The organism is Pseudaeromonas sharmana (assembly GCF_042649925.1).
Classification (GTDB): Bacteria; Pseudomonadota; Gammaproteobacteria; order Enterobacterales; family Aeromonadaceae; genus Pseudaeromonas; species Pseudaeromonas sharmana.
The window spans coordinates 423,709-449,290 of the sequence record NZ_JBHSAF010000015.1 but is presented as its reverse complement, the minus strand read 5'-3'; the positions used below and the strand labels follow the sequence as shown (position 1 = coordinate 449,290).

Here is a 25,582-nt window from a genome sequence, read left to right as displayed (position 1 = left end):
TTCATTTTTTTATGTGGCCGGCAAGCTGTAGCGGGGGCTGCGCTCCCCGCCAGCACGCCAGTGCAGGCATGCCACCAGCACCATAACCCAGCGCACTGCCAAACAACAGCACGCCTGCCCGCTCACTGGCCGTTCCCAAGCGTGCATCGCCTACGCCATCGACGGATTCACGCCAGGCGGCTCAGCGTCAGAAGGCGCTGTGGCGCGGTCATGACGGAGGCTCGTCAGCACGGGCCTGATCGATGGCGCAGAATGCAGAATAAGGAAAGCTAGCTAGATGCGTCCATATCTGTCTTGCAGGCGGACTATGTCGTCATCGCCAAGGTAGCTACCGGATTGCACTTCAATCAACTCCAGCATCACCTTGCCCGGGTTTTCCAGCGCATGCACCGCGCCCACCGGAATAAACGTGGATTCATTCTCGGTAACCAGGAAGGTACGATCGCCGTTGGTCACCTTGGCGGTGCCGGAGACCACAATCCAGTGCTCGGCTCTGTGATGGTGCATCTGCAGCGACAGGGTTTCACCAGGCTTCACACTGATGCGCTTGACCTGGTAACGGCCACCGTGATCGATGGCGTCGTATTTGCCCCACGGCCGGTACACCTCGCGATGCACCTGGTGCTCGCTGCGACCCGCAGCCTTGAGGCCTTCGACGATCTTCTTGACGTCCTGCACCTTGCGCTGATCGACCACCAGAACGGCATCTTTGGTCTGCACCACCACCAGGTTGTCTACCCCGACCAGGCTGACCAGACTGCTTTCGGCAAACACATAGTTGTTCTGACTGGCGTGTTGCAGTACATCACCGCGGAACACGTTGCCGGCGTCATCCTTGGTCGAGATCTCCCACAAGGATGACCAGGAGCCGACATCCGACCAACCGGCATCCATCGGCACCACCACCGCATCCGCCGTTTTTTCCATGACCGCATAATCGATGGAGTCACTCGGGCAGGCTAGAAACGCCGTCTTGTCGACGCGCACAAAATCGAGATCCGGATTGATGGTCCCCACTGCCAGGCTGCAGGCGGCGTGAATATCCGGGCGGAACGCCTGGAGTTCGGCCAGGAAGCGGCTGGCGCGGAACAGGAACATGCCGCTGTTCCAGTAGTATTCACCGCTGGCCAGATAACGCTCGGCTGTCACCGCATCCGGTTTTTCGACGAACTGCGCCACGGCAAAGGCCCCCTGCTGCTCGGCGCCACGGCGGATGTAGCCGTAGCCGGTCTCCGGCTGGGTCGGCACTATGCCAAAGGTCACCAGCTTGCCGGCCTCGGCATGGGGCATCGCCGCCTGCACCGACGCGGTAAACGCCGCCTCATCGCGGATCACATGATCGGCGGCCAGCACCAGCAGCAAGGGGTCCTCGCCTGCGGCGGCCGTTTGCAGTGCCGTCATGGCGGCCAGCGCGATGGCCGGGGCGGTATTGCGGCCCGCGGGTTCCAGAATGATGTTATGCGCCAGTTTGCCCAGGTGGCGCAGCTGCTCGGCCACCAGGAAGCGGTGATCCTCATTGCAGATCACCAGCGGTGCGGCACAGGCCAGTTGCTGCAGACGATTGACCGTGGCCTGCAACATGGTGGCTTCACCATCGAGTTGCAAAAACTGCTTGGGATACAGCTCGCGCGACAGCGGCCATAAACGACTGCCGGAACCACCGGCCATAATCACGGGGATCAAACAGGACATCACTACATCTCGAGTTAATAAGTTATTTTTTTCTGCTGCTGGAACTCTCGCCATTTGTCGTCAACAAAATCACGTAGCTCCCGGGTAAAACGGGCCGCGGAAAAATGCTCGGCGTTTGTACGACAAAAAGCCGCAGTAAACAAGTGGGAATTGGCTTCGAATTCTTCGATTGCGTTGCAAAGGCTACTGACCGTCTGTTCATTAAAAAACAACCCGGTCGGACGTTCTACCGCCATCGGACGCACCGTTTCCAATGCGCCACCTTTGCCAAAGGCGATCACAGGCGTGCCGCAGGCTTGCGCCTCTACCGGCGTGATACCAAAATCTTCCTCGGCCGCAAAAACAAATGCCTTGGCGCGCTGCAGATGTGATTTCAACACGTCAAATGGCTGATAACCCAGCAATGTAATGTTTGCGTGCCCAGCCGCTAGTGCGGCAATTTTCTTATATTCACCACCATCCCCAATGACTACCAGACGTTTATCCGGCATCTTGGTAAAGGCTTCAACGATCAAATCCATCTTTTTATAGGGAACCATCCGTGAAGCAGTGAAGTAGAAATCCTCTTTCTGTTCAACACACGGAAAGTCTTCCACAGCGACAGGGGGATAAATCACCGTAGCATCACGGCCATATATCTTTTTAATGCGACGGGCAATAAACTGCGAATTGGCAATAAAATGGTCAACGCCATGCGCGGTGCGGTAATCCCATATGCGCAATTTGTGCAGCAGCCATTTGGTGAGCCACCCTTTTAGTCCCTTGTTCAAACCTGACTCGCGTAAATATTGGTGCTGCAGATCCCACGCATAACGCATCGGTGAATGCACGTAGCTGATATGCAATTGGTCTGGTCCGGTTAACACGCCTTTGGCCACCGCATGGGCACTGGAAATCACAATATCGGCATCAGAAACATCCAGTTGCTCTATTGCCAAAGGCATTAAGGGTAAATATTTCTGATAATGCTTATGGGCACCAGGCATGTTCTGAATAAAGCTGGTCTTGGCATGCCGGCCACCAAAAAAACTACGCTGCTTGTCCGTCAGAAAATCAACTACCGAGAACAATGTGGCCTGAGGAAACGCATTTAAAATCCGTGACGTCACCTGCTCGGAGCCAGCGTAACTAAGCAGCCATTCATGCACCACACTGATTTTTTTATTTTCCATGTTGACTTGTTACCTCATCCAGCACGGCTTGCACTCTTGCGGCCACAGCATCCCAACTGAAGAGCTTGGCACGCTCGAGTCCTTTAGAAATCAAATCTTCTCTCAGGGCCTGGTCCGTGGCCAATCGTTCAATGCCAATGCGAATTTCATCAATCGATTCAGGATTAACCAACAACGCGGCATCACCTGCCACCTCAGGTAGAGAAGTTGTATTCGATGTCAATACGGGTATACCACAAGCCATAGCTTCAATAACAGGTAAGCCAAAGCCTTCATAAAGCGAAGGGAATAGAAGACCTATAGCCCCCCTATATAGACCCGCAAGCTGCTCATCAGAAACTAGGCCTGTATACTTGATTCGATCAGTTAGACCTAGTTTTTCACTTAATTCATCATGCTCATCTGAACTTGAGCCAGTAAATAATAACTTTATACTGGGATCTAAGTTTGTAAGAGAAAACGCACGAATCAATGCCGCTTCATTTTTGTGTTTTTTTCTGTTGCCTACACAAAGAAAATAGCGAAAACCCGTATGAAACGGTTGCCCCCACACATTGAATGACGGATCAACGCCATTACCAACATTAACAACTTTATCTGGTGATGTATTACTCCACTCAATTATTCTTTTCCTGGAGTATTCAGAAACCGTAAGAATTTTACATCCATACCGGCAGGCTCGCTTAATAATAAAATCATAATACATTTTTTTTAAATACGAACTATTGTACGGCAAGTCAATATGATTAAGATCATGCACGGTAAAAATGTAACGTGTAAGGCCTAGTAGAGGAGCATTAAATCCAGGAGAGAAAAATAGTGCGCGAGAAAAAATAACTCTCAGTGTAAGCACACAGCAATCTAAAATACCAACAGGGCTAAAAAAACTGTTCCTACCATACTCAACTAGCCCAGGGGTTCTTTTAATAATTTCAGCGGCAAATCGTCCAATACCATGATTACCTATCCAATTTGCATTAAAAAGAACCTTCATTTACCTTCGTACCCTCCGTAAGCGAATCTTTTTTAAACAGTTTCCTTGCAAACACATCAGTAAAGAAAGAGCTATCCAAAAATAAACTCGAAAAACATTCTGATTCAAAAGAAGCGCAGTAAAACAAAGAACCAACCCTATAGATACAGCTCGAGCATACTGATTGGCGCTAGCAGTTAATAAATGATAGAAAAGAGACAGTAAAAACAAGCTGCCAAATAACAACCCCCATGCAGCATAAATTTGAACAAGAACATTACCCCCTTCAAAATTTTTAAGTGACTCAAAAGATAGCTCAGCCGGTGACAACCCCATATTCATAGCAAAATAAGCAGACAAAGCGCCGTAACCTACACCAGACCACATGTTGTCAAGAAACACTATAATCATACCATTCTGCTGAAATATTCTATCATCGGCAGAATGTGCACTTCCTTCAGCAATTCCAAGTCCTGCAAGCAGAACAGGATACGAAACAACCAAATAAATAACAAAAACAATAATTAGAAAGAACCCAATCCAATAATACTTTGGTATCGTTATTTTTTTATTAAAAAAAGATAAAAACATTGTCAACAATGAGAACGAGAGCATTATACCTATTGACATTCTAGAACTACTAAGAACGATAGCCAATGTTATAACAAAGAGACTCCATTTTTGACCAAAAAATCCAACTGAAGGGGTGTTTGTTATGTTTAACCAAAAATAATAACCCCATCCAAGAAGTAAAAATGTAGAAAAATATGATGGCTCATATGAAAGACCATTGATTCTAGGTACTACTCCCAGCCACCATTGCGCAACCAAAATGTCAATACCCAATATTCCAAGTATAAACTGCGCCAAGCCGAAAGCTGCTATTAACACGTAAGAATCAGAAATTATACGATGCAATTTTGCCTTGTTAACATCAGACAGATTCACAAAGAAAAAAACCAACATCAAATCAAAGAAAAACCAGCCAGAGTAAACAACAGACTTTAAAATGTATGGTGAAAAAAATGCAAAAACAAAATCATATAAAAACACAAACACAAAAATTAAAAAAGTGTTTGGGAGCAGTATTTCATCCCTAACGAAGACTGATAGCGCGAATAAAGCGATAGGGATAAATAACAAAAATTGACCAGGTTTTATATTGCCACCGAGTGAGAGTATCAAAAAAACATCAGAAGAAGACAGTGTTATCCCTAGCGTGACAAGAACAACAGCTAAAAAGTAGACAATTTTAGAAGGGATTCGGTATAAATCAATATTTTGATCAACACCACTCATCTATTTCCCTCCCTTGAAAAAAGAAAACGGATTGCGATGAATGCTTTTCTGTAATTGGCATTGAATATAGCATTCAACATAACAAAAATATATGACAATTTCACAAATGGATAATATGCATGGTAATACTTGCGAGAAAAAATCAACCTACTCCGTAAAGAGTAATAACTAGAAGTTAAACTCTTCCCAGCGTTTGTACTAGCACCTTCTTTATGATAAACCTTACTATTGGTAGCAATTGAAAACTTATAAATACTTTTCGCTCTGGCAGTAATATCTAGTTCTTCATAATATAAAAAATATGCTTCACTGAGTAATCCTACGCGGTCAAAAAAATCGCGCCTGAACATAATTGATGCGCCGATCGGATAAGACACTGCACGAGTGACCTCCTCGTCGTCAAATACTTGTGCGCTGTCAGCGTGAGCAAAATAGTGTGAGGTGGTACCCAACCAAGGATTATAAACACCACCTAACCCCTGCAACTTGTTACGATCATGATAATATACCAGCCTTGATCCACAAAAACCCACCAGCGGATCAACGAACTTTTTTACCATTTCCACCATCGCCGATGGATCTACTTCTGTATCATTATTAAGGATCCAGATATATTCACAATCCTGCTGATTTAACGAATAGCGAATACCAATATTATTCCCACCCGCATAACCGTAATTTTGACCCGTTTGAATGAGGACCAGTCTGTTATCAACAAACGATGACTGTTGCTTTTCAGCTTCTAACTTGCTTAGCTCAACTATTGAAATTGATTTATCCTGAACATAGCTCGTGAGCTCATTTAAAATTACATCATACGAACTGTCCGGCGAAGCATTATCACAGACAACAATTTTATAATTTTGACCCTCTGAGGCGAGTACACTCTTAACGCAGGCTATTGTATCCGCAGCGCCCTTCCAATTTAGAATAACTACATAAACCATGTTATGACTGCTCTGAGTTGTGTAGCGCGTTACTAATAACCTGTTCCCAGGCCTTGGAGATCGACAGCAGGTTAAACCGAGTAGCCGAATCAATTGCTAATTGACGATAATGGCGCAATTTCTCTGGATTAGAAAACAAGGTATTAATTGCTTGATCCGCATTATTATAAAAAGATTGTTCATCGAAACAGTGATGCAATAGCTCACTGTTATCAAAAATAACTGAAGGTCCATAGTGATCTGTGGTAATAGGAACACAGCCGCATGCCATTGCTTCTATTAAGGCAATACCAAATAGCTCCTCCCACGTTTCAGTGCGCTGCGATGGCAGTACAACAATCTGGCTTCGATTAAAAACACGGGCAAGCTGTTCTGGCTTGGATATAAAACCATGACAAACAATATTGGATAATACTTTAGCCTTTTCCCTAATTATCCCTTCAAGAGGACCTTGTCCTGCGAATTCAAATCGAATAGATGGATGGAGCTGAGCCAGTTTTAAGATAAGATCAATTCCTTTGCTCTCCACCAAGCGACCGGCATAAATAACGGATGGAATATCCACGACTTCGATACTGTGGCATGTGAATATTTTTTCATCAAAGGCGTGATAAACAACAGTAAACTTTTGTTCAGAAATATTGAAATTATCTTGTATTTCAAGTGCAACCTTATCCGTTACTGTTGCAAAACTCGAAACATCTCTAGTCAAAAAACCACGCCAGCACTCTTCAGTGGCTTTCTTGAAGAAAATATTGTTTTTAGGATATTTTGTTCCATCCCAATAGAGCCAAGATGAATGGTAAACAATAATGCATTTACTCAACACTCTACGCATAAACAATAATTTAGCGTCCAGTGGTGCTATACCAATTACAGCTATTCTGCCACGAAGCACAAAAGGAAAAAGATAACAAAATATTATAAATACCAAATCATATAGAGCTTTCAGTGCTTTAGCATATTGTTTAGATAAAATAGCCTTAACAAAAAGCTTTATAGGCGAAAACTCAATATATTTCTCCGTCTCCCATGAATTGTTTTTGATTAACATAGACAAACCGACATAATGCTTTGGTTCACCATACTCATGAAAAACGATCACACGTTTTTTTTCAGAATTATAGTTCATGTATATTTTATCTATTTCGTTGTCGCTTAGTTCTAGGATGAGCTCCACATAAGAAACTGCTCATCACTGTATTTAGATTAACAATACCTTTCCTGGTGCACTTTTTTATTAAAATCTTTAAAAAATGCCAATATAACCCTAACGATGGATAGTGCCTTAATGAAAGCCCCAAATCAATGCTTCTTTCTTCAAGGCGCATTTTCTGCACTTGTTCGGATTCCGTTTCATGTCTAGAAAGCGAATGTTCAAATCCACTAATGGTACGAATACCATCTGCGCATTTCAGTTTATTGATGCGGTTAAAGAAGGTTGTGTCAACCCCATATAGTGCGAAACGTTCATCGAACACCGAAGCCCAACGTTTATGCAAACTGTCTACCAGAGTTTGGCTTAGAACAAGGCCACTGCCAATAGACATAATTTTTTGATTTTTTTCATAGGGACCAGGATTAAATTTACCATTGCAGGTAGGATTAATGGCACACCCTTTCGAGTAAATTATAGGTAAGCACAATTGTTCATGCTGCAATGATTGCACATCAGTAATAAATTGTTCCGTAATCTCTGAGTCATGATCGAGTATCACGTAATAATCTGATGAATACATTGCGATAAAATCATTATAGATCCAACTTAAAGGTCTATTCTCGGGTGTTTGAACGACTCTAACATTTAGAGTCTTATTATTCGCGAGGTCATTAATGTTATTCCCCCATAGTTTTGGACCATTATTCCAGATTAGAACATTAACAATGTTTTCCCCAGCTTCGGTCAGATGCTTCATCAGTCCAGAAATAGTTCGAGACTGTTCTAATTCACATCTATAGCAGACGATAAGGATAGCGAGATCCATTCGATCATTGTCCTTTGCCAAAGTTAAAAGGTCTACAGAATAAATATTTCAAATTATCTTTAGAAACTCCAATTGTTGATAATTGGTTATTACACATAAGAAAAATACGCTTTATCGGATGAGATTGACAAATTTTAAGCATCATCTCAAGCTGATTTTCCTGCATATCACTCATAGGAAATCGTTGCAATTCTCTTATACGACCAGCTAACAATTCCCAGTCATAACCAAAGTGACCATTAAAAGTTCTATATAGCGAAAAAAAACGCATACGTTGTAGTAAGCTTTTCTTTCTCCTGCCAATTCCTACGCAATTATTATTATGTTGACGATAGTTAACTAATGGTTGATTAATTCGATGTATCGCGTTTTCCAAAGCTGAACATGATGCGAAAAAATGATCATGCAGCTTGAAAGCCACACCCTTTGTTTTATATTTATTTATCAACTTATGACTAACAACACATGCGCAACCAGTGACAGTGTTTCTGATTAGTATGTTCACTAATGTATCCGGAATATTTATATTCATAATATTCCAGAATGATGGGTACATCTCTGTAAGATTGTTGTCCACAACCTTTAGGTCACAATGAATCAATGCAGATTTGCTTTTGCCATCTATTTTATTCTTTATAATAAATTCAGAGAATGTTGATAATTTCGACGAATCCCATATGTCATCTTGATCACAAAAAGCCACAAACGGTGATGATGAGCGCTCGCATAAAGAATAGAAACTCTTACCTGGTCCTAGGTTTCCTTCATCGTCTTCTATCAAGAAGATCAACTTAGTCCAATTTTTGGCATACTCTTTAATAATCTGTATTGTTCTATCTGTTGAGCCATCATCCCTAATATAAATCATATTTATGTAGTCTTTTTGTGACAACAAGCTGTCTAATTGCGATGTAATAAAATCCTCACCGTTATATGTAGACATAAGAATATCAAACTTCACAACACCACTACATTCATCCATTATCTTTAACCAGTTTTGAGCTTGCATAAAATAACATTGCTGTGATAACTAATTCAGTAACGACAACACAGGCAGCCACACCAGCATAGCCACTCAATTTTGCTATGGGATATACATATATAAGATGGATAATTGCTCCACCAGAGTAAATTTTAAAAAATAGTTTCGTTTTCCCACTCGCGGCAATTCTCAACGTTGCAAGATAAGATGCAACTGATACGATCGGTAAGACTAGGGAAATAATGCGTAAGATATCAACTGCTGGCAGCATCTCTTTACCGGCAACCATTTCGATTACATATGGTGCAGAAATTTGAATTGATGTCGTGCCTATAAGACCAAGTAAGAAAAAAAGGAAAATATGCGCTCTTGTATTCGAGCCTGCTGTACCATCTACGTTTCTTTCGCAAAACTTTGGGTACAACGCTTGGCACACCGCGCTAATTAAGGATTGAAAAATTCCTTTTATTTTATCTGCCACAGAGTAATAAGCAACAAGTTGTTGATTAAATATAGTCCCGATAAATATAACATTAAATGTTGAATAAAACGAAGTTGATATTACCGATAGATAAATATAAAAACTTTCCTTTATGGTAGTCAAAACCAATATTTTACTAACCGATACAAATTTTGCATATCTGTGTTTTTTAACCTGCCAAGTCGCATAAGCAGCAACACATACCCATGATAAACTTTGAGCAGCAGCAGCAATGTTTAAATCCTCTGGCTGTTGGACAAAAAATGCTAGCATACCAAGAATTGTGATTTTCGAAACTAGGTTTGAATACAAAACAAATTGCATTTTTTCCAAACCTTGAAACAGCCAAACCGGATAAAAAACACTTGCAACGACTCCAAGCATTAAGATACTCAACAGAACTGTGATTTCATGTAGTGCCTGATCAAATAAAAAACATCCAGCAGCAATAACAATCACACTTAATAATGAGAATAAAACTTTAGATACAATTGTGGTCGTATAAGTAATGTTTATTGCTTGTTCATCGCATTTATTCAATGCAACATTTCTTGTTGCTGTTAAATTAAATCCAAAATCAGTGAATTGCTGAAAATATAGAATAATGGCCTGACACAATGCCAATTTGCCAAGCCCATCAACCCCCAAGGCATGAGCTGTAATACCAAATGACAACAGCGGAAATAAATAGTTAATAACTTGGACTGATATTAAGTAACCAAAATTTTTAATAGAGCGATCGATTTCCATAGCCTGGCTAAACTGTTATTTTTGGGTTTGCGATAAGGTATACAATCCATATTTTCTGGCCAGCATCTGACCGCCGTCGCGGGTCAGCGGGCTCCAGCCAATGCTGCCGGTCCGGGTGGTGGGGTGTACCAGCAACAGATCCAGCGGTATGGTCAGATAGAATCCCTTGGTGAAGCTCCCTTCCCCATACTCTTCAGCCGTCACGTCAGTGAAGGTCGCGTAGGCGCCCATCACCACTCCGCTGTCAAAGCGGCGGGACAGGTTCAGCGTCACCCCTTTATCCTGGGCCAGATACTGGCCGACACTGATTTGTGCCAGCGTCTTGTCGATGTACGGCAACTGCCAATACAGGGTGGCGTGGCCGGTGAACGTCTTGTAATCCGCCAGTTGCAAGGTGTCATACCAGTCTCGCTGGCGCACATAGTTGCCATCGACGCCGACAGCCCAGGAGGCGCCATACGGGCGATACAGCACTTCACTGCCGACACCGGCATACATCATTTCCAGATAGCCGCCATAGGTCTGGGCATACCAATCTGGCGCAATGCGATCCATCCAGGTGGCCTGCAAATTGGTCAGCAGCAGATCGGAAGAGGTGACATATTCACGGATCCAGGTCCGCACCCGCGGCAGCGCCTCGGTATCGCTCGGCGGAGTCGTATAGTTGAACTGATCGAAGTTATCCAGCCAGTTCCAGTAGAGAGTGCCACTCAACCAGGTTTGCTTGGTCAGATGCAGATCCGCATTACCATTCAGCCCCAGTTGATACATGTAGAACGACTCTGGCCCACCCCATGACTGCTGCAAAATCGGCGCAAAGCCGTAAGTAAAGCGATCGACACCATGACTGAATCGCGGCGTCGCTGTTGGCATCTCCGGTGTCTGTTTCACCACACGGCTATCCATGCTTTGACCCAGCACGGGATCCTGCTGCTGCTTCCAGGCCGTGACATCATGACGTCGCTCTTCTACCGGCAGCCCTTCGCGCTGATCAATGAAACGGTACTCGTGAATATCATTCGGTAACTGCTGCACCAGTATCCGGCTGGCGCGCTGGTCCGCCTGGCTACGGTTGCGATACTTGGTCTGTTCGCCGGTGACCGTCGCTACGCCCTGTTGCCGATCTACCACGATCTCCGGACGCGTCATGCCCGCATTCTGTTCCAACTGTTGCGCCAACGAAGCGTAATCCGGCTCTTCCGTGGTCTGCTTCGGTTGATACGCGACCACAGGGGCGTCTTTGGGCACATTGGTCAAGTCATTGAGATTGGTGCGCAACGTAATACCCCACATCAGGGTATTACCGCGCTGATAGCTCAGGTGCGTATCCAGTGAGTCGAATACCCGGTATACGGCGCCGACATTCAGCGGCGAAGACTGCGTGATCTTGCCTGCGAACTCCTCGCTGTAGTCGTTGCCATCGTATTCCAGCTTCAAGCGCAGCGGTTGCCAGGGGGTCTGGTAGTCAATGCCACCAAACAGCGCGGCGGGTCCGTGCAACAGGTTGCCAAATTCGAAATCCCCGGGCACACCGGTAAAGCCGGCTCGCTGGCAAAACGACTCCTTGACCGTGCAGAACGGATTCTTGATGTTACCGCTCTGCCCCATGTTGCCCCACGCCATGCCCAGCGTGAAATCCAGGTCCCCCCAACGTTTGGAGGCAACCACAAATTCGCTGTCAAACAGGCCGGTGCCCGCAAAATCGCGCACGCCGGCGGAGACTTGCGGCAACCATTGACTTTCCTGCCACAAGCGCAGTTTGATATCGATGCCCTTGTCTTTATAGGTCTGGTCGCCACTGAAATCAGGATACGGACTATAGAGACGGGTGCGGACATCAGTATAACGAATGGTGGTTTCCAGCCAGTCATACGGCTGGACAGACAGGGACCAGCGGCGGTACTCCTGATCATCCATATAGTTGGCACTGAACTCACCCAGGCGGGCCATGCGCGCGGTCGGCATTTGCATCAGGCCGACACCACCAAAATCAGATTGGGAGGGACCCAGGCGGTCAAAGCGCGCAACCTCGACATCGTTAGCATGCACCGCAGCGGAGACGGCTGAGGCCAGAAGGGTCAGTGAGAAAAGAGAAAACTTCGTCATGAGGCAATCCGTGCCGCCAGCAAGGTGGCGATCTGATAATTCAAGCGTTGGTATTGCGCAGGCAGCTGGCTTTCATCCAGGCCGATAAACAGGGTGGCACCGGGCATCGGTTCGCGATGCAGTGTGCTCCAGTACTCTGCCGGCAGGCGTTCGATATGGCCATCCGGCTGGCACAGATACAGCGCCCGGCTCTCCGCCCCCATAAACCAGTCCCGCTCGGCCAGATAATCCACCGCCCCCAGCCCTGGCTGCAGGGCAACGGACTCGGCGCCGTTCGTCAAGCCAATCACGTACACCACCGGCTGACGCACCGCGAGCCTGAGCGTGTAATCACCCTCCAGGCGCGGGTTCAGTTCTGCACGGATTCGCACCCAGTCCGGATCCAGTTGTTTGGCGACCCGCCCGGCGACATGCAGGCGCGAGATCATCTGCAACAACAAGCGGGCATTGTAGGCCTGCTCCGGCTCATGCTGCCGCTCGGCAGTCAGCATGACGTCGTTAAGATTCTTCAGCACCTGCTGCTGCAGCTGCTGCATGGCGGCATCGGCAGCCGGCGTGCTGATACGCGAGCCGACCCAATCTATCTCTGCCGGCATCTTTACGTTGGCCAGCGCATCGGCCAGGCGCGGCGAGCCGGTCAGCGTGACTGCCTGGCCAGGGGGCTCATCCAGTTCGGCGCCCGGATACAGGATCTGCACCCTGGCATCCGCCATGGCCTGTGAGCAGAAGAGCGCGGAAAGCAGCACAGCTGCAAGCGTATTGAAACGATACATCCTCGATCTCTCCGCGATTACAGGGGTTTAAGCAGGGTAAATTCGATACTCGGCAACTGGCTGCCAGTCTGTTGCCGGCTGGCCATCACCAGCTTGGTCTGGGCATCGACCCAGTAGTCGTTACGCCAGCGCTGTCCGGATTGCTGATCCGTCACTTCTTCTTCAATGCGCACACACGACACCGGCTTATCCAGAATCGTCAGCACCTCGTTGCCGCGGCGATACAGGGTGGAGATCAGCAGGCGGCCGCTGTTCATGGCACCACTGTAGTAGGCACGGGTCTGCCAGCGGGCACCGGCTTCGGGAATGGCCAGAGGATCTTGCAGCGGATCCTGCGCCAGATTATCCAGCGCCAGCAGATCCTCGCGTTGGCCCACCGTCTTGATCAGGCGCCCCTGCTGCATCACAAACAGATTGCGATCGGCGGAGATCCACTTCATCTGCCCCCGTTCGGCGAACGCCAGCAATACAAACGCACGCGGCAAATCCCCCACCGTCAGGTAGGCACTGGCGTAGGGATCCTTGTCGATTTCAGCGGCAGTTTTCACCACATCGGACGAGCCCAATGTGACTTCTTTTATCGTATCGACATAAAGCTTGGACTGCTGACTGCAGGCACTGAGCAAGACGACTAACAGCAGAGACAGGGGGGTTTTCATGGACAGTCACACTCATCTATGGCGATGAATAGCCTCTTGCATAAAAAGCCATTCATCGCCAGATAGAAAAACCGCCTCCCCGCAAGAGAAGGCGGTTTGATAACACTTACTTGGTAGCAGTCGTGGTGCTGGTGCTGGTGCTGGTAGAAGTGTTGTTGGTAGAGCTGTCATCCAGCGCTACAGCAACACCGATAGCCGCAACAGAGACACCGGCTACAGCGGCAGTGGCTCCCATGGAGCTACCAGTAGAACCTTCGGTAGTGCCAGCCGCCATGGCATTGCTGCCGACCAGAACCAGAGCCGCAGCCAGAGTGGCAACGATTTTCTTCATCCGTGTTTCCTCGTTTATTGTTACTTGGAGTAGACAGGCGCTCGACGTTTGTTAAGAAACATCAAGCGCCACGCCTCAGGGTATAGTCAATCGACTACGAATCGCAAATGATTTGTCAATTGACCTTGCTCACAAATCAACCATGCCATGCATCATCGATATGTGATGTTCTTATTCACCGGTATTGAGCACCCTTGTGTTGGTACCTCTCCTACGTGGTGAACCACTCGTCGTTCGTGGTGAGGCTGTCGAACAACAGTTTTTTAAAACTCTCTTCAACGGCTCAGCGCAAACGGTTTAAAACATGAATCGCGAGCTTCGCTTGCTCCTACAAAAACCGGGGCATAACTAGCACCTGATCGCGAGCTTCGCTTGCCCTACAAAAACCCGGGGCATAACTAGCACCTGATCGCGAGCTTCGCTTGCCCTACAAAAACCGGGGCATAACTAGCACCTGATCGCGAGCTTCGCTTGCCCTACAAAAACCGGGGCATAACTAGCACCTAATCGCGAGCTTCGCTTGCCCTACAAAAACCGGGGCATAACTAGCACCTGATCGCGAGCTTCGCTTGCTCCTACAAAAACCGGGGCATAACTAGCACCTGATCGCGAGCTTCGCTTGCTCCTACAAAAACCGGAACATAACTAGCACCTGATCGCGAGCTTCGCTTGCTCCTACAAAAACCGGGGCATAACTAGCACCTGATCGCGAGCTTCGCTTGCCCTACAAAAAACGGGGCATAACTAGCACCTAATCGCGAGCTTCGCTTGCTCCTACAAAAACGGGGGCATAACTAGCACCTGATCGCGAGCTTCGCTTGCCCTACAAAAACCGGGGCATAACTAGCACCTGATCGCGAGCTTCGCTTGCCCTACAAAAACCGGGGCATAACTAGCACCTGATCGCGAGCTTCGCTTGCTCCTGCAAAAACCGGGGCATAACTAGCACCTGATCGCGAGCTTCGCTTGCCCTACAAAAACCGGGGCATAACTAGCACCTGATCGCGAGCTTCGCTTGCTCCTACAAGACTGGCTCTTTCTGCCGTCGCAGGGCGTGACGGGCCAATACCAGCATGATGCCCAACATACCGCCTAGAATACCGCCTAAAACCACCATCAAAGCGCGCTTTGGCTTGGCTTTTTCCTCGGGGACCACGGCCGGATCCAGTGTCTTGAAGACATACTCCGGGTTGACCTCGGCCAGCATCAATGTCTTGGTCTGTTCCTCAATCAACTTGTAGAACACGGCCTGCATATCGGCCACCGCCGTTTTCTCAAGCTGAGTTTTAAGATAGGCGATGTTGCGTTCAGTATCGGCCTGATCGCGCTGCTTCATGGTGGCATTCAGATCAGCCACCAGCCAGTCAACCCACTGCTTGGCTACGTCGGGCGAAAAATAGTCCACGCCAACGGTGACCATGCCGCTCTTTTTGTCCTGCTCGATACTGAACAGTTCCATAAACGCCTTGTAGAGCTCCCAATCACTTGGTGCGACGGTTTTTGGCGGTTTGACCTCGCGCACCCATTTGCCTTGTGCAGTGTCATAAATTTCGGGATCGACCACCAGCTCGCCACTCTGTTTATCCATCTTGGTCACTGCCATCAGCGGAACCTCAAGCCGATGCTGGCGAATAAATGTGGTCACAAACTTGCGCGATTTGGCTACTTCAATCGCCAAACCGACCTTGTCGGTTCCGCCGCCACCCAGATTGATGCCAGCCAAGCTGGCCAGACCGCCGAACTGACCAGCCAACGCACTTAAGCCGCCCCCTTGCTGTTCTGCAGAGGGCGAAAGTTTGGCTTCGGCGTGATAGACATTGGGCAGCCACAGTGCAATAGCCACGGCAAGCACCGTACAGAGCACGCCACTGCTGATAATCCACCAGCGTCCTCGCCAGAGCGCATGGAATAACTCGGCCAGATCGATCTCGTCATCGCGCGTTGCCGCCAAGGTTAAAGCCCCGGACTGGAACGGTGTTACTAGGTTTTTCTCTGTCATGTTGTTATCAGGCCCATCACCAGCTTGTAAGAGCAAGGGAGGCAGCCCCTCCCTTGCCGCATTAATCCTTGATCGCCGACCAGGCGACACCCAACTGGTACATCATCTGCGTCGCCGTCGACCAGGCGCTCAGGTTATCCAGATAATCGGTATCGATTGGCGCTATGATGGTATCACCCGGTTCCAGCTTGCTACCACGACCGGCAAACCAACCGCTCTCTTGCAGCATGACGGAACCATTGGCTTTGATGACATAAATCCGGTCTGTATCGGCCTGTTTCTTGGTACCTCCTGAGCGGTTCAGGTAATCCTGTACCGACAGGGCCGGATCAAACACATGCGAGGTCGGCATCTGCACCTGGCCCGCCACCGAGATGACATTCTGGAACGCCGGGACATACAGCTTGTCACCATTTTCCAGCATGACATCGGCTCGCTTGTCACCTTGCAGGATCGCCGGCAGATCGATGCTCATCCGGCCAATGGCCTGGGTGTTGTCCAGCTTGGTCACCAGTGCAGAGGCCTCCGCCGGGGTCGCAGAGCGCACGCCCAGGGTGCCGGTCTGCCGGCGCAGCGACATGGTGGCAATCTCTTGTTGCAACTGCTCCTTGATATACACCATGCGGTCGGCTTCCTGACGGCGCAGCGATTCGCGGGCAAAAATCCCGCCGTTGGCGTAGCCATACTCGGTGACGCCACCGGCACGCTTCAGTAATTCGCCCAAGGTCTCACCACGGCGTACCGTATAGGTGCCCGGGAATTTCACCTCGCCAAACAGTTGTACCGTCAACTGGCCACGCCAATCCGGGTTGGCGAGGATATTCAGGCTGTCTTTGGATTGGACACGCGGTGAACCGGCCTTGCGCAGCTGTTCAAGGGTGAAACGCTGGTAATCAATGGCTAGACTGCCCTGAGCCCCCTCATTGACACGCGACAACTCAGCAGAAAATGCCGTTTCGCGTAACCCGCCGGCGGCGGTCAGCAAATCAGCCTGCGTCATGTTTCGAGACAGAGGATAGACGCCAGGGAACTTTACAGCGCCACGGATCTCGGCAATTTGCACCGGGCGGTCGGTACTGGATTGTGCCTTTAGCTTATCAATGATGGGAGCCAGCAATTTTTGACGACTTTGACTGACCAATGCATCACCAGCCGCCCCCTGAGAAACATCCCCCAGATCCATCGTCTGGTTGCGCTCATCCAGTTCTCGACGACTGACCAGTGCGCCGGTACTCAGATCCATTACTTGGCTATTTTGCTGCTGTTGGACCCGTGTCGCTTGTTGAGCCAAGGCCTCATTATTGCTCTGCGTCTGTTGCTGACCAACGGGCATCGCCATCATCTGTGCATTGCTGGCAACGTGGCCCCCCGCTAAGGATTGACCTGCAGCGGCACCCGCCAACATACCGGCACCGGCAGTCATACCGTTAGTTGCACCATTATTGGCAACTAACACAGCCGAGTTACCATTCACAGCCGAGTTACCATTGCCTGCCTGATTAGCGAATCCCGGGCTTCTGGAGTTAAATTGGGGATCAAATGTAGAGCTGACCTGTTGATCAAAAATCAGCAGCTGATCGCGTGGTTGCAACAACAGGTCATCCAGCTCACCGGGGAACTGAATGGCGCGCCCCAGATTGAACTGCAGTACCTCGATATCGTGGTTCGCGTTCACCTCGCGTACGACCAGTGCATAGTCCAGATCGGCGGTGCTCTTCAGGTCGCGGCGTGCATCCTTGATCAACTGGCTGACACGAATACCGGGCTGCCAGGTGTACACCCCTTCGCGCACGGCAGCGCCTTTGATGGCGATGGCCTTGTCGAATTCCGTCGTGGTCGGTTTGGCGACGATCTCGTCACCGTCGCGCACGGTAAAACCGCTATCGCGACCGTTCGCCATGTTCAGCGTGAAGACCTGCATGCCATTCTGGCCGCGACGGGTAACGGTCACCTCGCGCAGCGCCTCGGCTTTCAACCCGCCCGCAACTTCCAGCACGTTGCCAAGCCCAGCCGGACCGGAGAGCTCATAGATACCGGGGCGTTTCACCAGGCCATCGATGGTCACTTCTGTGCCCTTGGCCGGAATGAAAATGGTATCGCCGGCACGCAGGCGAATGTCCTGTTCCGTGTTGCCCCAGATCAGCATCTTGTAGAGATCGACGTTCTGGATGACCTCACCACCGCGCTTGACCTGCACCTTGCGCAGCGAACCCACGGTATCGATGCCACCGGCAATCTGCAGCGCCTGCGTCACCGTCGTCAGTGCATTGACGTTATAGGCGCCCGGGCGATAGGCATCCCCCATGACAAACACTTGAATGGTACGCAGGGTACCCATGCTGATAGCCGATTCAACACCGATGAATTGTTCGGCAATGCGCTGCTCGAGCATGGCCCGGACTTGTTCGAAGGACTGGCCAGCGACATTGATCGGCCCCAGTTTGGGGAACTCGACACTGCCATCGCGGGTGACCTTGAGACGGTAACTGGCGTTCTCCTTGCCATACATCTGGATGCGCAGTTCATCGCCCGGCCCGACGACATAGTCATCCGGTACCGGAATATCAGCCAACGGCGTCTGGGAGGTGGGCTGACCGGCAAAGATGTTATAACCGAACGGCTGCAACGTCTGCCCTGAGTACGATGAGTCAGGCACCAGCACAGGACGTTGGCTGGTGTTGCTAGTATCGACCGTTCGCGGTGACAACGTTGGAGCCATAGTTTGCTCCTGGCTGCCAGATTGTCCCTGACTGCGCATCTGGTCCAAACTCACCCCATACTGCGCTGCAATCGCCTCTTGTTGCGCAGGTGACAACTGGTTGAATTGAGCCATGACATTGGCCGGAATTTCGGCCGTGCTCGAGTACGAGACAAGGCTCAGCATCATGCCGAGCAACAGCGGACGCATCACTGCAGGTTTCATTGTTCGGTTTATCCTGTGATGTTATTAGCAGTTAGAAAAGAAATGGTGCATGAACAATAGAGCAAGCTGAGTGGTTCTCGTAGCGAATATCCCTCTGCCAGCCGAGATGGTTTATTTCAACGCCAAGCCCTACGGCCAGACAAAACGGATACTGGTGACCGAGGCACAAACCCTGATGGCCAATCCTGCCACCCTGACCTTTACCCCTGTACCACACCTGCAAGCCCCAGCGCCGGCAAAATGTGATCACCGCCTGAAACACCGCGCCACCGAGCAAAAAACAGCCAATTACGCAAAAAAGATCATGGCTACCGCCCCTGGCTTACCGCTACCAGATTGCACTAAATACCACTAATTTATTGATTTTATTGCAATTAAGCAAAAGCTCAGCTCTCAATGGAGCTAACTGCCGAAATGGTACCATGTACGGTATCCGGCGCAAGGCATCTGTGTGGCGTGCTGCGGCTTTTTTAATTCGATTGTCTTGCGGTTTAACCAGCACCAGCTTCATTCAAGTATCGGTTTCTGTCTCAACTGGCATATTTTTTGCGTGATTACGCGCTGGCCGCTTCCCGTCAGTACTGATCAATTTGTAAACTATTAGCGCAATCGGTTTTCTTAAGCATCAAACTTGACCGGGATTGCTGCTAACATAGAGTGGTCGCAGGCAAGGCCATCCTTTGCTACGACGCGGAATCATACAAAAACAAGGACACACGATCGTGATCAAGACATTCAAGCTCGCCACCCTGACTGCCCTGACGCTGTCAGCCCTGTCGGCACACGCCGCCTCAGAACCTGCCGTCGTCTACGACTCTGCAGGCAAGTTCGATAAATCCTTCAACGAAGCGGTATTCCGCAACGGGGTTGAGGTTTACAAGAAAGACAAGGGCATCACCGTCAAGGAATTCGAACCGCAAAACGAAGCCCAGCGTGAACAGGGTCTGCGCCGTCTGGCCAGCCGTGGTTACGGTCCTATCGTCGCGGTCGGCTTCAACTTCGCTTCCGCCGTCGAAAAGGTAGCGGCCGAATTCCCGAAGACCCAGTTCACCATCATCGATATGGTCGTCGACAAGCCGAACGTCCAGTCGGTGGTGTTCAAGGAACATGAAGGTTCGTTCCTGGTCGGAGCCCTGGCCGCGATGGCGTCCAAGACCGGCAAGGTCGGTTTTGTCGGTGGCATGGATATCCCGCTGATCCGCAAGTTTGAATGCGGTTATGAGCAAGGCGCCAAGTATGTCAATCCGAAGATCGACGTTTTCCAGAACATGACCGGTTCTACCCCGGCAGCGTTTGCTGACCCGGCCAAGGGCGGTGAGCTGGCCAAGTCGCAATTTGCCAAGGGCGCGGACGTCGTCTATGCCGCGGCCGGCGGTACCGGTATCGGCGTCTATCAGGCCGCCAAGGATGCAGGCAAGCTGGCAATCGGTGTCGACTCGAACCAGAACCACCTGCAACCAGGCACCATGCTGACCTCCATGGTCAAGAGCGTGGGTCTGGCCGCCTACACAACCTGGGATGACGCAGTCAAAGGTACCTGGAAGCCCGGCGTCAAGGTCCTGGGCCTGGCCGAAAACGGCGTTGACTGGGCTCTGGATAAGGACAACGAGAAGCTGATCACTCCGGAAATGAAGGCCAAGGTCGATGCCATCAAGGCCGACATCATCGCCGGCAAGATCAAGGTACACGACTACATGGCTGACAGCAGCTGCAAGTACTGAGTCGTCCTGGGCTCCGCATGAGAGGCCGGCCCATGGAGGCCGGTCTTTTATTGCCTATCCTCAGGTCATCGCAGCACTATTCGGGAACCCCCTATCGTGGAACAAACAGCACACTTTGCCATTGAACTTAGCGGCATCGATAAACGGTTCGGAGAAGTCCATGCCAACCGTCATATCGACCTGCAAGTTCGCAAAGGCAGTATTCACGGCATCGTCGGCGAAAATGGTGCCGGCAAGTCGACCCTGATGAGCATCATCTATGGTTTTTACCATGCCGACAGCGGCCAGATGCTGATTGATGGCCAACCGTTTCGCCCCCATGGCTCTCAAGACGCCATCACCGCGGGCATCGGCATGGTCCACCAGCACTTCATGCTGGTGAATAACTTTACCGTGCTCGAGAACGTCATTCTCGGTGCCGAAGGTGGTTGGCACCTGGGCAGGAGCATGGCGTCAGCAGAAAAAATGCTCAAGGAGCTGGCCAGCCGCTACGGGCTGGAGGTACCGCTGCATGAGCGTATCGAAAACCTGCCTGTTGGCTTGCAGCAGCGCGTTGAAATCCTCAAGGCACTCTACCGCCAGGCCAAGATCCTGATTCTCGACGAACCGACCGGCGTGCTGACCCCGCAGGAAGCCGACCATCTGTTCGAGATTCTGCGCAAGCTGCGCGATCAGGGCACCACTGTCATCCTGATCACCCATAAGTTGCGCGAGATCCTCGCCATCACTGACCAGGTCTCGATCATGCGCCGCGGTGAGATGGTCGCCCACGTTGCGACGGCTGACACCAACAAGGAAGAGCTGGCCGAGCTGATGGTCGGTCGCAAGGTCCGGCTCAAGGTCGACAAGCAAGCGGCACAGCCGGGACCGGCACTGCTGCAAACCAGGCAGTTAACCTATGTGGATGCCGCCGGTGTGACGCGAGTCAAGGCGGCCAGCTTTGCCGTGCATGCAGGTGAAGTTGTCGGCATCGCCGGCGTCTCCGGCAATGGACAATCCGAATTGTTGAGTCTGCTGGGCGGGATTTTGCAACCGACTTCGGGCGAATTTACCATCGGTAGCCACCTCGTAAGCGCTGACTCACCAGCCGATCCGCGCAAGGTGCGTCACTACGGTTTGGGCCATGTCCCTGAAGACCGTCACAAGATGGGTCTGATCAACCGTTTTGAGGCTCAAGAAGCCTATATCCTCGGCTATCACGACCGTGCCCTGTATAACCGCGGCCTGCTGCAGGACAAGGCCACCATCCTGGCGGAATGCCAGGACAAGATGACCAAGTGGGATGTGCGGCCGCCGATTCCAACGCTGAAGACAGCGAACTTTTCCGGTGGCAACCAGCAGAAGTTGGTGATCGCTCGCGAAGTGGAGCAGGACCCGGATGTGCTGCTGATCGGCCAGCCGACACGCGGCGTCGATATCGGTGCCATCGAGTACATCCACCAGCAAGTCATTGCCATGCGCGACAAGGGCAAGGCGGTGTTGCTGGTCTCCGTCGAGCTGGATGAGATCCTCTCCCTCGCCGACCGCATCCTCGTCATGGCCGATGGCGCCATCGTGGGGGAAGTGTCGGCGGCTGAAGCCGATGAACGCACCCTGGGGCTGATGATGGCCAACATAGTGCCGGAGCACCTGCAACCGACCACCGCAGCGGAGACCACTCCATGAGTCAAACACGTATCCCGGCGTGGATCACGGTCGGCGTATTGCCCGCCGTCAACATCCTGATGGCCTTTGCCGTATCGGCCATCCTGTTCTACTACCTCGACATCAGTCCGCTGGAAGCCGCCAAGATCATGTGGGAAGGCGCCTTTAGCAATAGCGAAGGCATCGGCTTTACCCTCTACTACGCCACCGGTTTTATCTTCACCGGTCTGGCTGTGGCGATTGCTTTTCATGCCGGTCTGTTCAACATCGGTGGCGAAGGCCAGGCCTATATCGGTGGCCTCGGCGTGGGGCTGGTCTGTCTGCTGCTCGGTGACACCCTGCCGTTCGCCTTGTTGCTACCGCTGGCGATTGTGGTCGGTGGTGTGTTCGGTGCCGCCTGGGCCTTCATCCCCGCCTGGCTGCAGGCCAAGCGCGGCAGCCACATCGTCATCACGACCATCATGTTCAACTTCATCGCCTCGGCACTGATGGCTTACCTGTTGGTGGATGTCTTCAAGCCGGCCGGCACCATGGCACCGGAGAGCCGCGTCTTTGCCGAAGCCGCCTGGCTGCCGAAGATGGCTGATCTGCTGGCTCCGCTTGGCCTCGAGCTGTCGCCCAGCCCGCTGAATCTCAGCTTCTTCTGGGCCTTGATCTGTGCCCTGCTGGTCTGGCTGTTTATCTGGCGTACCCGCTGGGGCTATGAGTTGCGCTCCGTTGGCGCCAATCACAGCGCATCGGCCTATGCCGGTATTCGCTACTCCCGCGTCGTCATGGTGGCGATGCTCATTTCCGGCATGCTGGCAGGCTTTTTTGCCTTGAACGTGCTGCAGGGTGAGCTGCACCAGATCAAGTTGAACTTCGTCGAAGGCTTTGGCTTTACCGGCATTGCCGTGGCGCTGATGGGGCGTAACCATCCGATCGGCGTGATCCTGGCCAGTCTGCTGTTCGGCTTCCTCTACCAGGGGGGCGCAGAGTTGAGCTTCGAGTTCGGTGTCGACCGCAACATCGTCGTGGTCCTGCAAGGCCTGGTCATCCTGTTCTCCGGCGCATTGGAACATATGTTCCGTCCACGCATCGAGGCACTTTATCTGTTGCTGGCTCGCAAGGGGGAGGCGTAAATCATGTTTGAAACCCTGATTTTGATGCTCGACTCGACCATTCGGGTCGCACCGCCGCTGATCTTTGCCGCCATGGCAGGCATGTTCTGTGAGCGCTCGGGTGTCGTCAACATTGCCCTGGAAGGCAAACTGCTGGCGGCTGCCTTTGCCAGTGGCGCCACCGCGGCTGTCACCGGCTCGGCCTGGATGGGGCTGGGCGCCGGCGTCGCCGCCTCCGTCATGCTGGCGCTGCTGCACGGTTTTGCCACCATCACCCACAGAGGGGATCAAGTCGTCAGCGGCATGGCGATCAATATTCTGGCTGCCGGCCTGACCATTACCCTGGGTCGCTACTGGTTTGATCAGGGCGGGCAGACACCGGCGCTGTCCGGTGATGCACGCTTTGCCCCGATCACCCTGCCCTTCGAGAAGCAGCTGGCCGATGTTCCCGTGATCGGTCAACTCTACTCCGAGCTGACCAGTGGCCACTCCATGCTGGAGTATCTGGCCCTGGCGATAGTGCCACTGGCCTGGTGGGTTCTGTTCCGGACCCGTTTTGGCTTGCGTTTGCGGGCCGTGGGTGAAGCACCGGCTGCAGTGGACACCGCCGGTATCTCTGTTGTGCGTCTGCGCTATACCGCGCTGATGATTGGCGGTCTGCTGGCCGGGCTCGGTGGGACCTACCTGGCCGTGGCGCAAACGGCACAGTTCATTCCGAACATGAGCGCCGGCAAAGGCTTCATGGCGCTGGCCGCACTGGTGTTTGGCAAGTGGCGGCCTTGGCCCGCCATGGGCGCCTGTCTACTGTTCGGTTTCCTCGATGCGGTTGCCATCCGTCTGCAAGGCGTCCAGATTGCCGGCGTCGAGATCCCGGTGCAGTTCATTGAGGCCATTCCTTACATGCTGACCGTCTTTCTGCTGGCGGGCTTCATCGGTCGTGCGGTGGCACCCAAGGCATTGGGTACGCCGTACGTCAAGGAACGGGAATAACCCGCCCAGTCACCGTCCAGACGGCCCACTTCGGTGGGCCGTTTTTTCTGGGCCCCGATGTGGCTCATTTTCACCATGGCAGCCCGTTTTTTGTCATCATAGCCCCGTCGCACAACTGGAAATGACCCCAATTTATGGCATAGTGTTCGGCCACACGCTCTGCCGCAGGACTTAAAGGAATTCTCCACAGATGGAACGCAAAATACTGCTTACCGACTGCCCTGATGCCAAGGGGCTGATCGCCAAGATCACCAACATTTGTTACAAGCACCAGCTCAACATTATCAAGAACGATGAGTTCGTGACCCATGAGCAGGGGCGTTTCTTCATGCGCACCGTACTGGAAGGCCGGTTCAATGACGAAACTTTCCTTGAGGATCTGGACGATGCGCTGCCGGAAGGCTCGGATCGCCGTCTGGTCCCGGTGGGGCGCAAACGTCTGGTCATTCTGGTCACCAAGGAATCGCACTGCCTGGGCGACATCCTGATGAAGAGCTATTCCGGCGCGCTGGATGTCGATATCGCCGCCGTGGTAGGCAACTATGACACCCTGGCCGAACTGACCGGCAAGTTCGGCATCCCGTTCCATACCGTCAGCCATGAGGGTTTGAGCCGCGAGGCCCATGAACAGCAAGTGCGCGCCATCATCGATCAGTACCACCCGGACTATGTGGTGCTGGCCAAATACATGCGCGTGCTGACACCCGAGTTTGTCGCCGCCTACCGGCGCCGAATCATCAACATTCACCACTCGTTCCTGCCGGCATTCATCGGTGCCCGCCCCTATCAGCAGGCGTTTGATCGCGGCGTCAAGATCATCGGTGCCACCGCCCACTTCGTAACCGACGATCTGGATGAGGGTCCGATCATCGAGCAGGACGTCATCCACGTGAATCATGCCTTCAGCGCCGAAGATATGGCCATGGCCGGTCGTGATGGCGAGCGCTCCGTGTTGTCGCGGGCTCTGGCCCATGTGCTGGATGAGCGCGTGTTTGTCTATGGCAACAAGACGGTGGTCTTCAAGTAAACCGGCGCTCAACCGGATGCTCATCAGA

General features: G+C 51.2%; 21 protein-coding genes. 6 read left to right on the top strand and 15 right to left on the bottom strand.

Going from position 1 to position 25,582, the window contains the following annotated elements:
- Positions 1-273: 273 nt before the first annotated feature.
- The 15 genes from ACFOSS_RS16685 to ACFOSS_RS16615 all read right to left on the bottom strand — a co-directional run bounded on the left by ACFOSS_RS16685 (position 274) and on the right by ACFOSS_RS16615 (position 19,072).
- Positions 274-1,692, bottom strand: coding sequence for a mannose-1-phosphate guanylyltransferase/mannose-6-phosphate isomerase (locus ACFOSS_RS16685; RefSeq protein ID WP_377154736.1), 1,419 nt, complete (start codon positions 1,690-1,692; stop codon positions 274-276).
- A gap of 14 nt (positions 1,693-1,706) precedes the next feature.
- Positions 1,707-2,864 (bottom strand): glycosyltransferase family 4 protein, encoded by a 1,158-nt coding sequence (locus tag ACFOSS_RS16680; protein WP_377154734.1) that lies wholly within the window; start codon positions 2,862-2,864, stop codon positions 1,707-1,709.
- Positions 2,854-3,858, bottom strand: a complete 1,005-nt coding sequence (locus tag ACFOSS_RS16675) for a glycosyltransferase family 4 protein (RefSeq protein ID WP_377154732.1) — start codon at positions 3,856-3,858, stop codon at positions 2,854-2,856. Before ACFOSS_RS16675 ends, ACFOSS_RS16680 begins: the two co-directional genes overlap by 11 nt.
- Complete coding sequence (locus ACFOSS_RS16670; RefSeq protein ID WP_377154730.1) at positions 3,859-5,136, bottom strand: hypothetical protein; 1,278 nt, start codon at positions 5,134-5,136, stop codon at positions 3,859-3,861.
- Complete coding sequence (locus tag ACFOSS_RS16665) at positions 5,133-6,083, bottom strand: glycosyltransferase family 2 protein (protein WP_377154728.1); 951 nt, start codon at positions 6,081-6,083, stop codon at positions 5,133-5,135. Before ACFOSS_RS16665 ends, ACFOSS_RS16670 begins: the two co-directional genes overlap by 4 nt.
- Position 6,084: 1 nt before the next feature.
- On the bottom strand, positions 6,085-7,215 hold the full coding sequence (locus ACFOSS_RS16660; RefSeq protein WP_377154726.1) for a glycosyltransferase family 4 protein: 1,131 nt from the start codon (positions 7,213-7,215) through the stop codon (positions 6,085-6,087).
- 7 nt (positions 7,216-7,222) lie between these two features.
- Positions 7,223-8,068 (bottom strand): glycosyltransferase family 2 protein, encoded by an 846-nt coding sequence (locus tag ACFOSS_RS16655; protein WP_377154724.1) that lies wholly within the window; start codon positions 8,066-8,068, stop codon positions 7,223-7,225.
- Between the two features lie 4 nt (positions 8,069-8,072).
- Entirely contained in the window at positions 8,073-9,077 is a 1,005-nt protein-coding gene (locus ACFOSS_RS16650) for a glycosyltransferase family 2 protein (RefSeq protein ID WP_377154722.1), read from the bottom strand.
- A complete protein-coding gene (locus ACFOSS_RS16645) occupies positions 9,043-10,281 on the bottom strand; it encodes a flippase (protein ID WP_377154720.1) in 1,239 nt (412 codons plus the stop codon). The genes ACFOSS_RS16650 and ACFOSS_RS16645 overlap by 35 nt, the downstream gene beginning before the upstream one ends.
- A gap of 15 nt (positions 10,282-10,296) precedes the next feature.
- Complete coding sequence (locus ACFOSS_RS16640; RefSeq protein WP_377154718.1) at positions 10,297-12,387, bottom strand: YjbH domain-containing protein; 2,091 nt, start codon at positions 12,385-12,387, stop codon at positions 10,297-10,299.
- Complete coding sequence (locus tag ACFOSS_RS16635) at positions 12,384-13,160, bottom strand: capsule biosynthesis GfcC D2 domain-containing protein (protein WP_377154716.1); 777 nt, start codon at positions 13,158-13,160, stop codon at positions 12,384-12,386. The genes ACFOSS_RS16640 and ACFOSS_RS16635 overlap by 4 nt, the downstream gene beginning before the upstream one ends.
- 17 nt (positions 13,161-13,177) lie before the next feature.
- On the bottom strand, positions 13,178-13,819 hold the full coding sequence (locus ACFOSS_RS16630) for a YjbF family lipoprotein (RefSeq protein WP_377154714.1): 642 nt from the start codon (positions 13,817-13,819) through the stop codon (positions 13,178-13,180).
- 106 nt (positions 13,820-13,925) lie between these two features.
- Positions 13,926-14,150: a hypothetical protein gene (locus tag ACFOSS_RS16625; RefSeq protein WP_377154712.1), complete on the bottom strand. Its 225-nt coding sequence runs from the start codon at positions 14,148-14,150 to the stop codon at positions 13,926-13,928.
- A gap of 1,021 nt (positions 14,151-15,171) precedes the next feature.
- Positions 15,172-16,149, bottom strand: a complete 978-nt coding sequence (locus tag ACFOSS_RS16620; RefSeq protein WP_377154710.1) for a Wzz/FepE/Etk N-terminal domain-containing protein — start codon at positions 16,147-16,149, stop codon at positions 15,172-15,174.
- 61 nt (positions 16,150-16,210) lie between these two features.
- Entirely contained in the window at positions 16,211-19,072 is a 2,862-nt protein-coding gene (locus tag ACFOSS_RS16615) for an SLBB domain-containing protein (RefSeq protein WP_377154708.1), read from the bottom strand.
- A 70-nt stretch (positions 19,073-19,142) separates the two neighbouring features.
- Here ACFOSS_RS16615 and ACFOSS_RS16610 point away from each other — a divergent pair, with 70 nt between their 5' ends.
- From ACFOSS_RS16610 to purU, 6 genes are all read left to right on the top strand, one after another.
- Positions 19,143-19,427 (top strand): hypothetical protein, encoded by a 285-nt coding sequence (locus tag ACFOSS_RS16610; protein WP_377154706.1) that lies wholly within the window; start codon positions 19,143-19,145, stop codon positions 19,425-19,427.
- A 367-nt stretch (positions 19,428-19,794) separates the two neighbouring features.
- A complete protein-coding gene (locus ACFOSS_RS16605) occupies positions 19,795-20,793 on the top strand; it encodes a BMP family lipoprotein (protein ID WP_377154704.1) in 999 nt (332 codons plus the stop codon).
- 96 nt (positions 20,794-20,889) lie between these two features.
- Positions 20,890-22,458, top strand: coding sequence for an ABC transporter ATP-binding protein (locus tag ACFOSS_RS16600; RefSeq protein WP_377154702.1), 1,569 nt, complete (start codon positions 20,890-20,892; stop codon positions 22,456-22,458).
- On the top strand, positions 22,455-23,558 hold the full coding sequence (locus tag ACFOSS_RS16595; RefSeq protein ID WP_377154700.1) for an ABC transporter permease: 1,104 nt from the start codon (positions 22,455-22,457) through the stop codon (positions 23,556-23,558). The genes ACFOSS_RS16600 and ACFOSS_RS16595 overlap by 4 nt, the downstream gene beginning before the upstream one ends.
- 3 nt (positions 23,559-23,561) lie before the next feature.
- Positions 23,562-24,527, top strand: coding sequence for an ABC transporter permease (locus tag ACFOSS_RS16590; protein WP_377154698.1), 966 nt, complete (start codon positions 23,562-23,564; stop codon positions 24,525-24,527).
- 190 nt (positions 24,528-24,717) lie between these two features.
- Positions 24,718-25,554 carry a formyltetrahydrofolate deformylase gene (gene purU, locus ACFOSS_RS16585; protein ID WP_377154696.1) on the top strand — a complete coding sequence of 279 codons (837 nt, stop codon included), beginning with the start codon at positions 24,718-24,720 and terminating at the stop codon, positions 25,552-25,554.
- Positions 25,555-25,582: the final 28 nt, after the last annotated feature.

What these genes read in the sequence shown, in the direction of transcription:
- ACFOSS_RS16650 (WP_377154722.1), bottom strand. Translation starts at nt 9,077, where the DNA reads ATGCAAGCTCAAAACTGGTTAAAGATAATGGATGAATGTAGTGGTGTT.
- ACFOSS_RS16645 (WP_377154720.1), bottom strand. Translation starts at nt 10,281, where the DNA reads ATGGAAATCGATCGCTCTATTAAAAATTTTGGTTACTTAATATCAGTC.
- ACFOSS_RS16655 (WP_377154724.1), bottom strand. Translation starts at nt 8,068, where the DNA reads ATGGATCTCGCTATCCTTATCGTCTGCTATAGATGTGAATTAGAACAG.
- ACFOSS_RS16685 (WP_377154736.1), bottom strand. Translation starts at nt 1,692, where the DNA reads ATGTCCTGTTTGATCCCCGTGATTATGGCCGGTGGTTCCGGCAGTCGT.
- ACFOSS_RS16630 (WP_377154714.1), bottom strand. Translation starts at nt 13,819, where the DNA reads ATGAAAACCCCCCTGTCTCTGCTGTTAGTCGTCTTGCTCAGTGCCTGC.
- ACFOSS_RS16675 (WP_377154732.1), bottom strand. Translation starts at nt 3,858, where the DNA reads ATGAAGGTTCTTTTTAATGCAAATTGGATAGGTAATCATGGTATTGGA.
- ACFOSS_RS16635 (WP_377154716.1), bottom strand. Translation starts at nt 13,160, where the DNA reads ATGTATCGTTTCAATACGCTTGCAGCTGTGCTGCTTTCCGCGCTCTTC.
- ACFOSS_RS16615 (WP_377154708.1), bottom strand. Translation starts at nt 19,072, where the DNA reads ATGAAACCTGCAGTGATGCGTCCGCTGTTGCTCGGCATGATGCTGAGC.
- purU (WP_377154696.1), top strand. Translation starts at nt 24,718, where the DNA reads ATGGAACGCAAAATACTGCTTACCGACTGCCCTGATGCCAAGGGGCTG.
- ACFOSS_RS16590 (WP_377154698.1), top strand. Translation starts at nt 23,562, where the DNA reads ATGTTTGAAACCCTGATTTTGATGCTCGACTCGACCATTCGGGTCGCA.
- ACFOSS_RS16625 (WP_377154712.1), bottom strand. Translation starts at nt 14,150, where the DNA reads ATGAAGAAAATCGTTGCCACTCTGGCTGCGGCTCTGGTTCTGGTCGGC.
- ACFOSS_RS16665 (WP_377154728.1), bottom strand. Translation starts at nt 6,083, where the DNA reads ATGGTTTATGTAGTTATTCTAAATTGGAAGGGCGCTGCGGATACAATA.
- ACFOSS_RS16595 (WP_377154700.1), top strand. Translation starts at nt 22,455, where the DNA reads ATGAGTCAAACACGTATCCCGGCGTGGATCACGGTCGGCGTATTGCCC.
- ACFOSS_RS16620 (WP_377154710.1), bottom strand. Translation starts at nt 16,149, where the DNA reads ATGACAGAGAAAAACCTAGTAACACCGTTCCAGTCCGGGGCTTTAACC.
- ACFOSS_RS16660 (WP_377154726.1), bottom strand. Translation starts at nt 7,215, where the DNA reads ATGAACTATAATTCTGAAAAAAAACGTGTGATCGTTTTTCATGAGTAT.
- ACFOSS_RS16680 (WP_377154734.1), bottom strand. Translation starts at nt 2,864, where the DNA reads ATGGAAAATAAAAAAATCAGTGTGGTGCATGAATGGCTGCTTAGTTAC.
- ACFOSS_RS16640 (WP_377154718.1), bottom strand. Translation starts at nt 12,387, where the DNA reads ATGACGAAGTTTTCTCTTTTCTCACTGACCCTTCTGGCCTCAGCCGTC.
- ACFOSS_RS16670 (WP_377154730.1), bottom strand. Translation starts at nt 5,136, where the DNA reads ATGAGTGGTGTTGATCAAAATATTGATTTATACCGAATCCCTTCTAAA.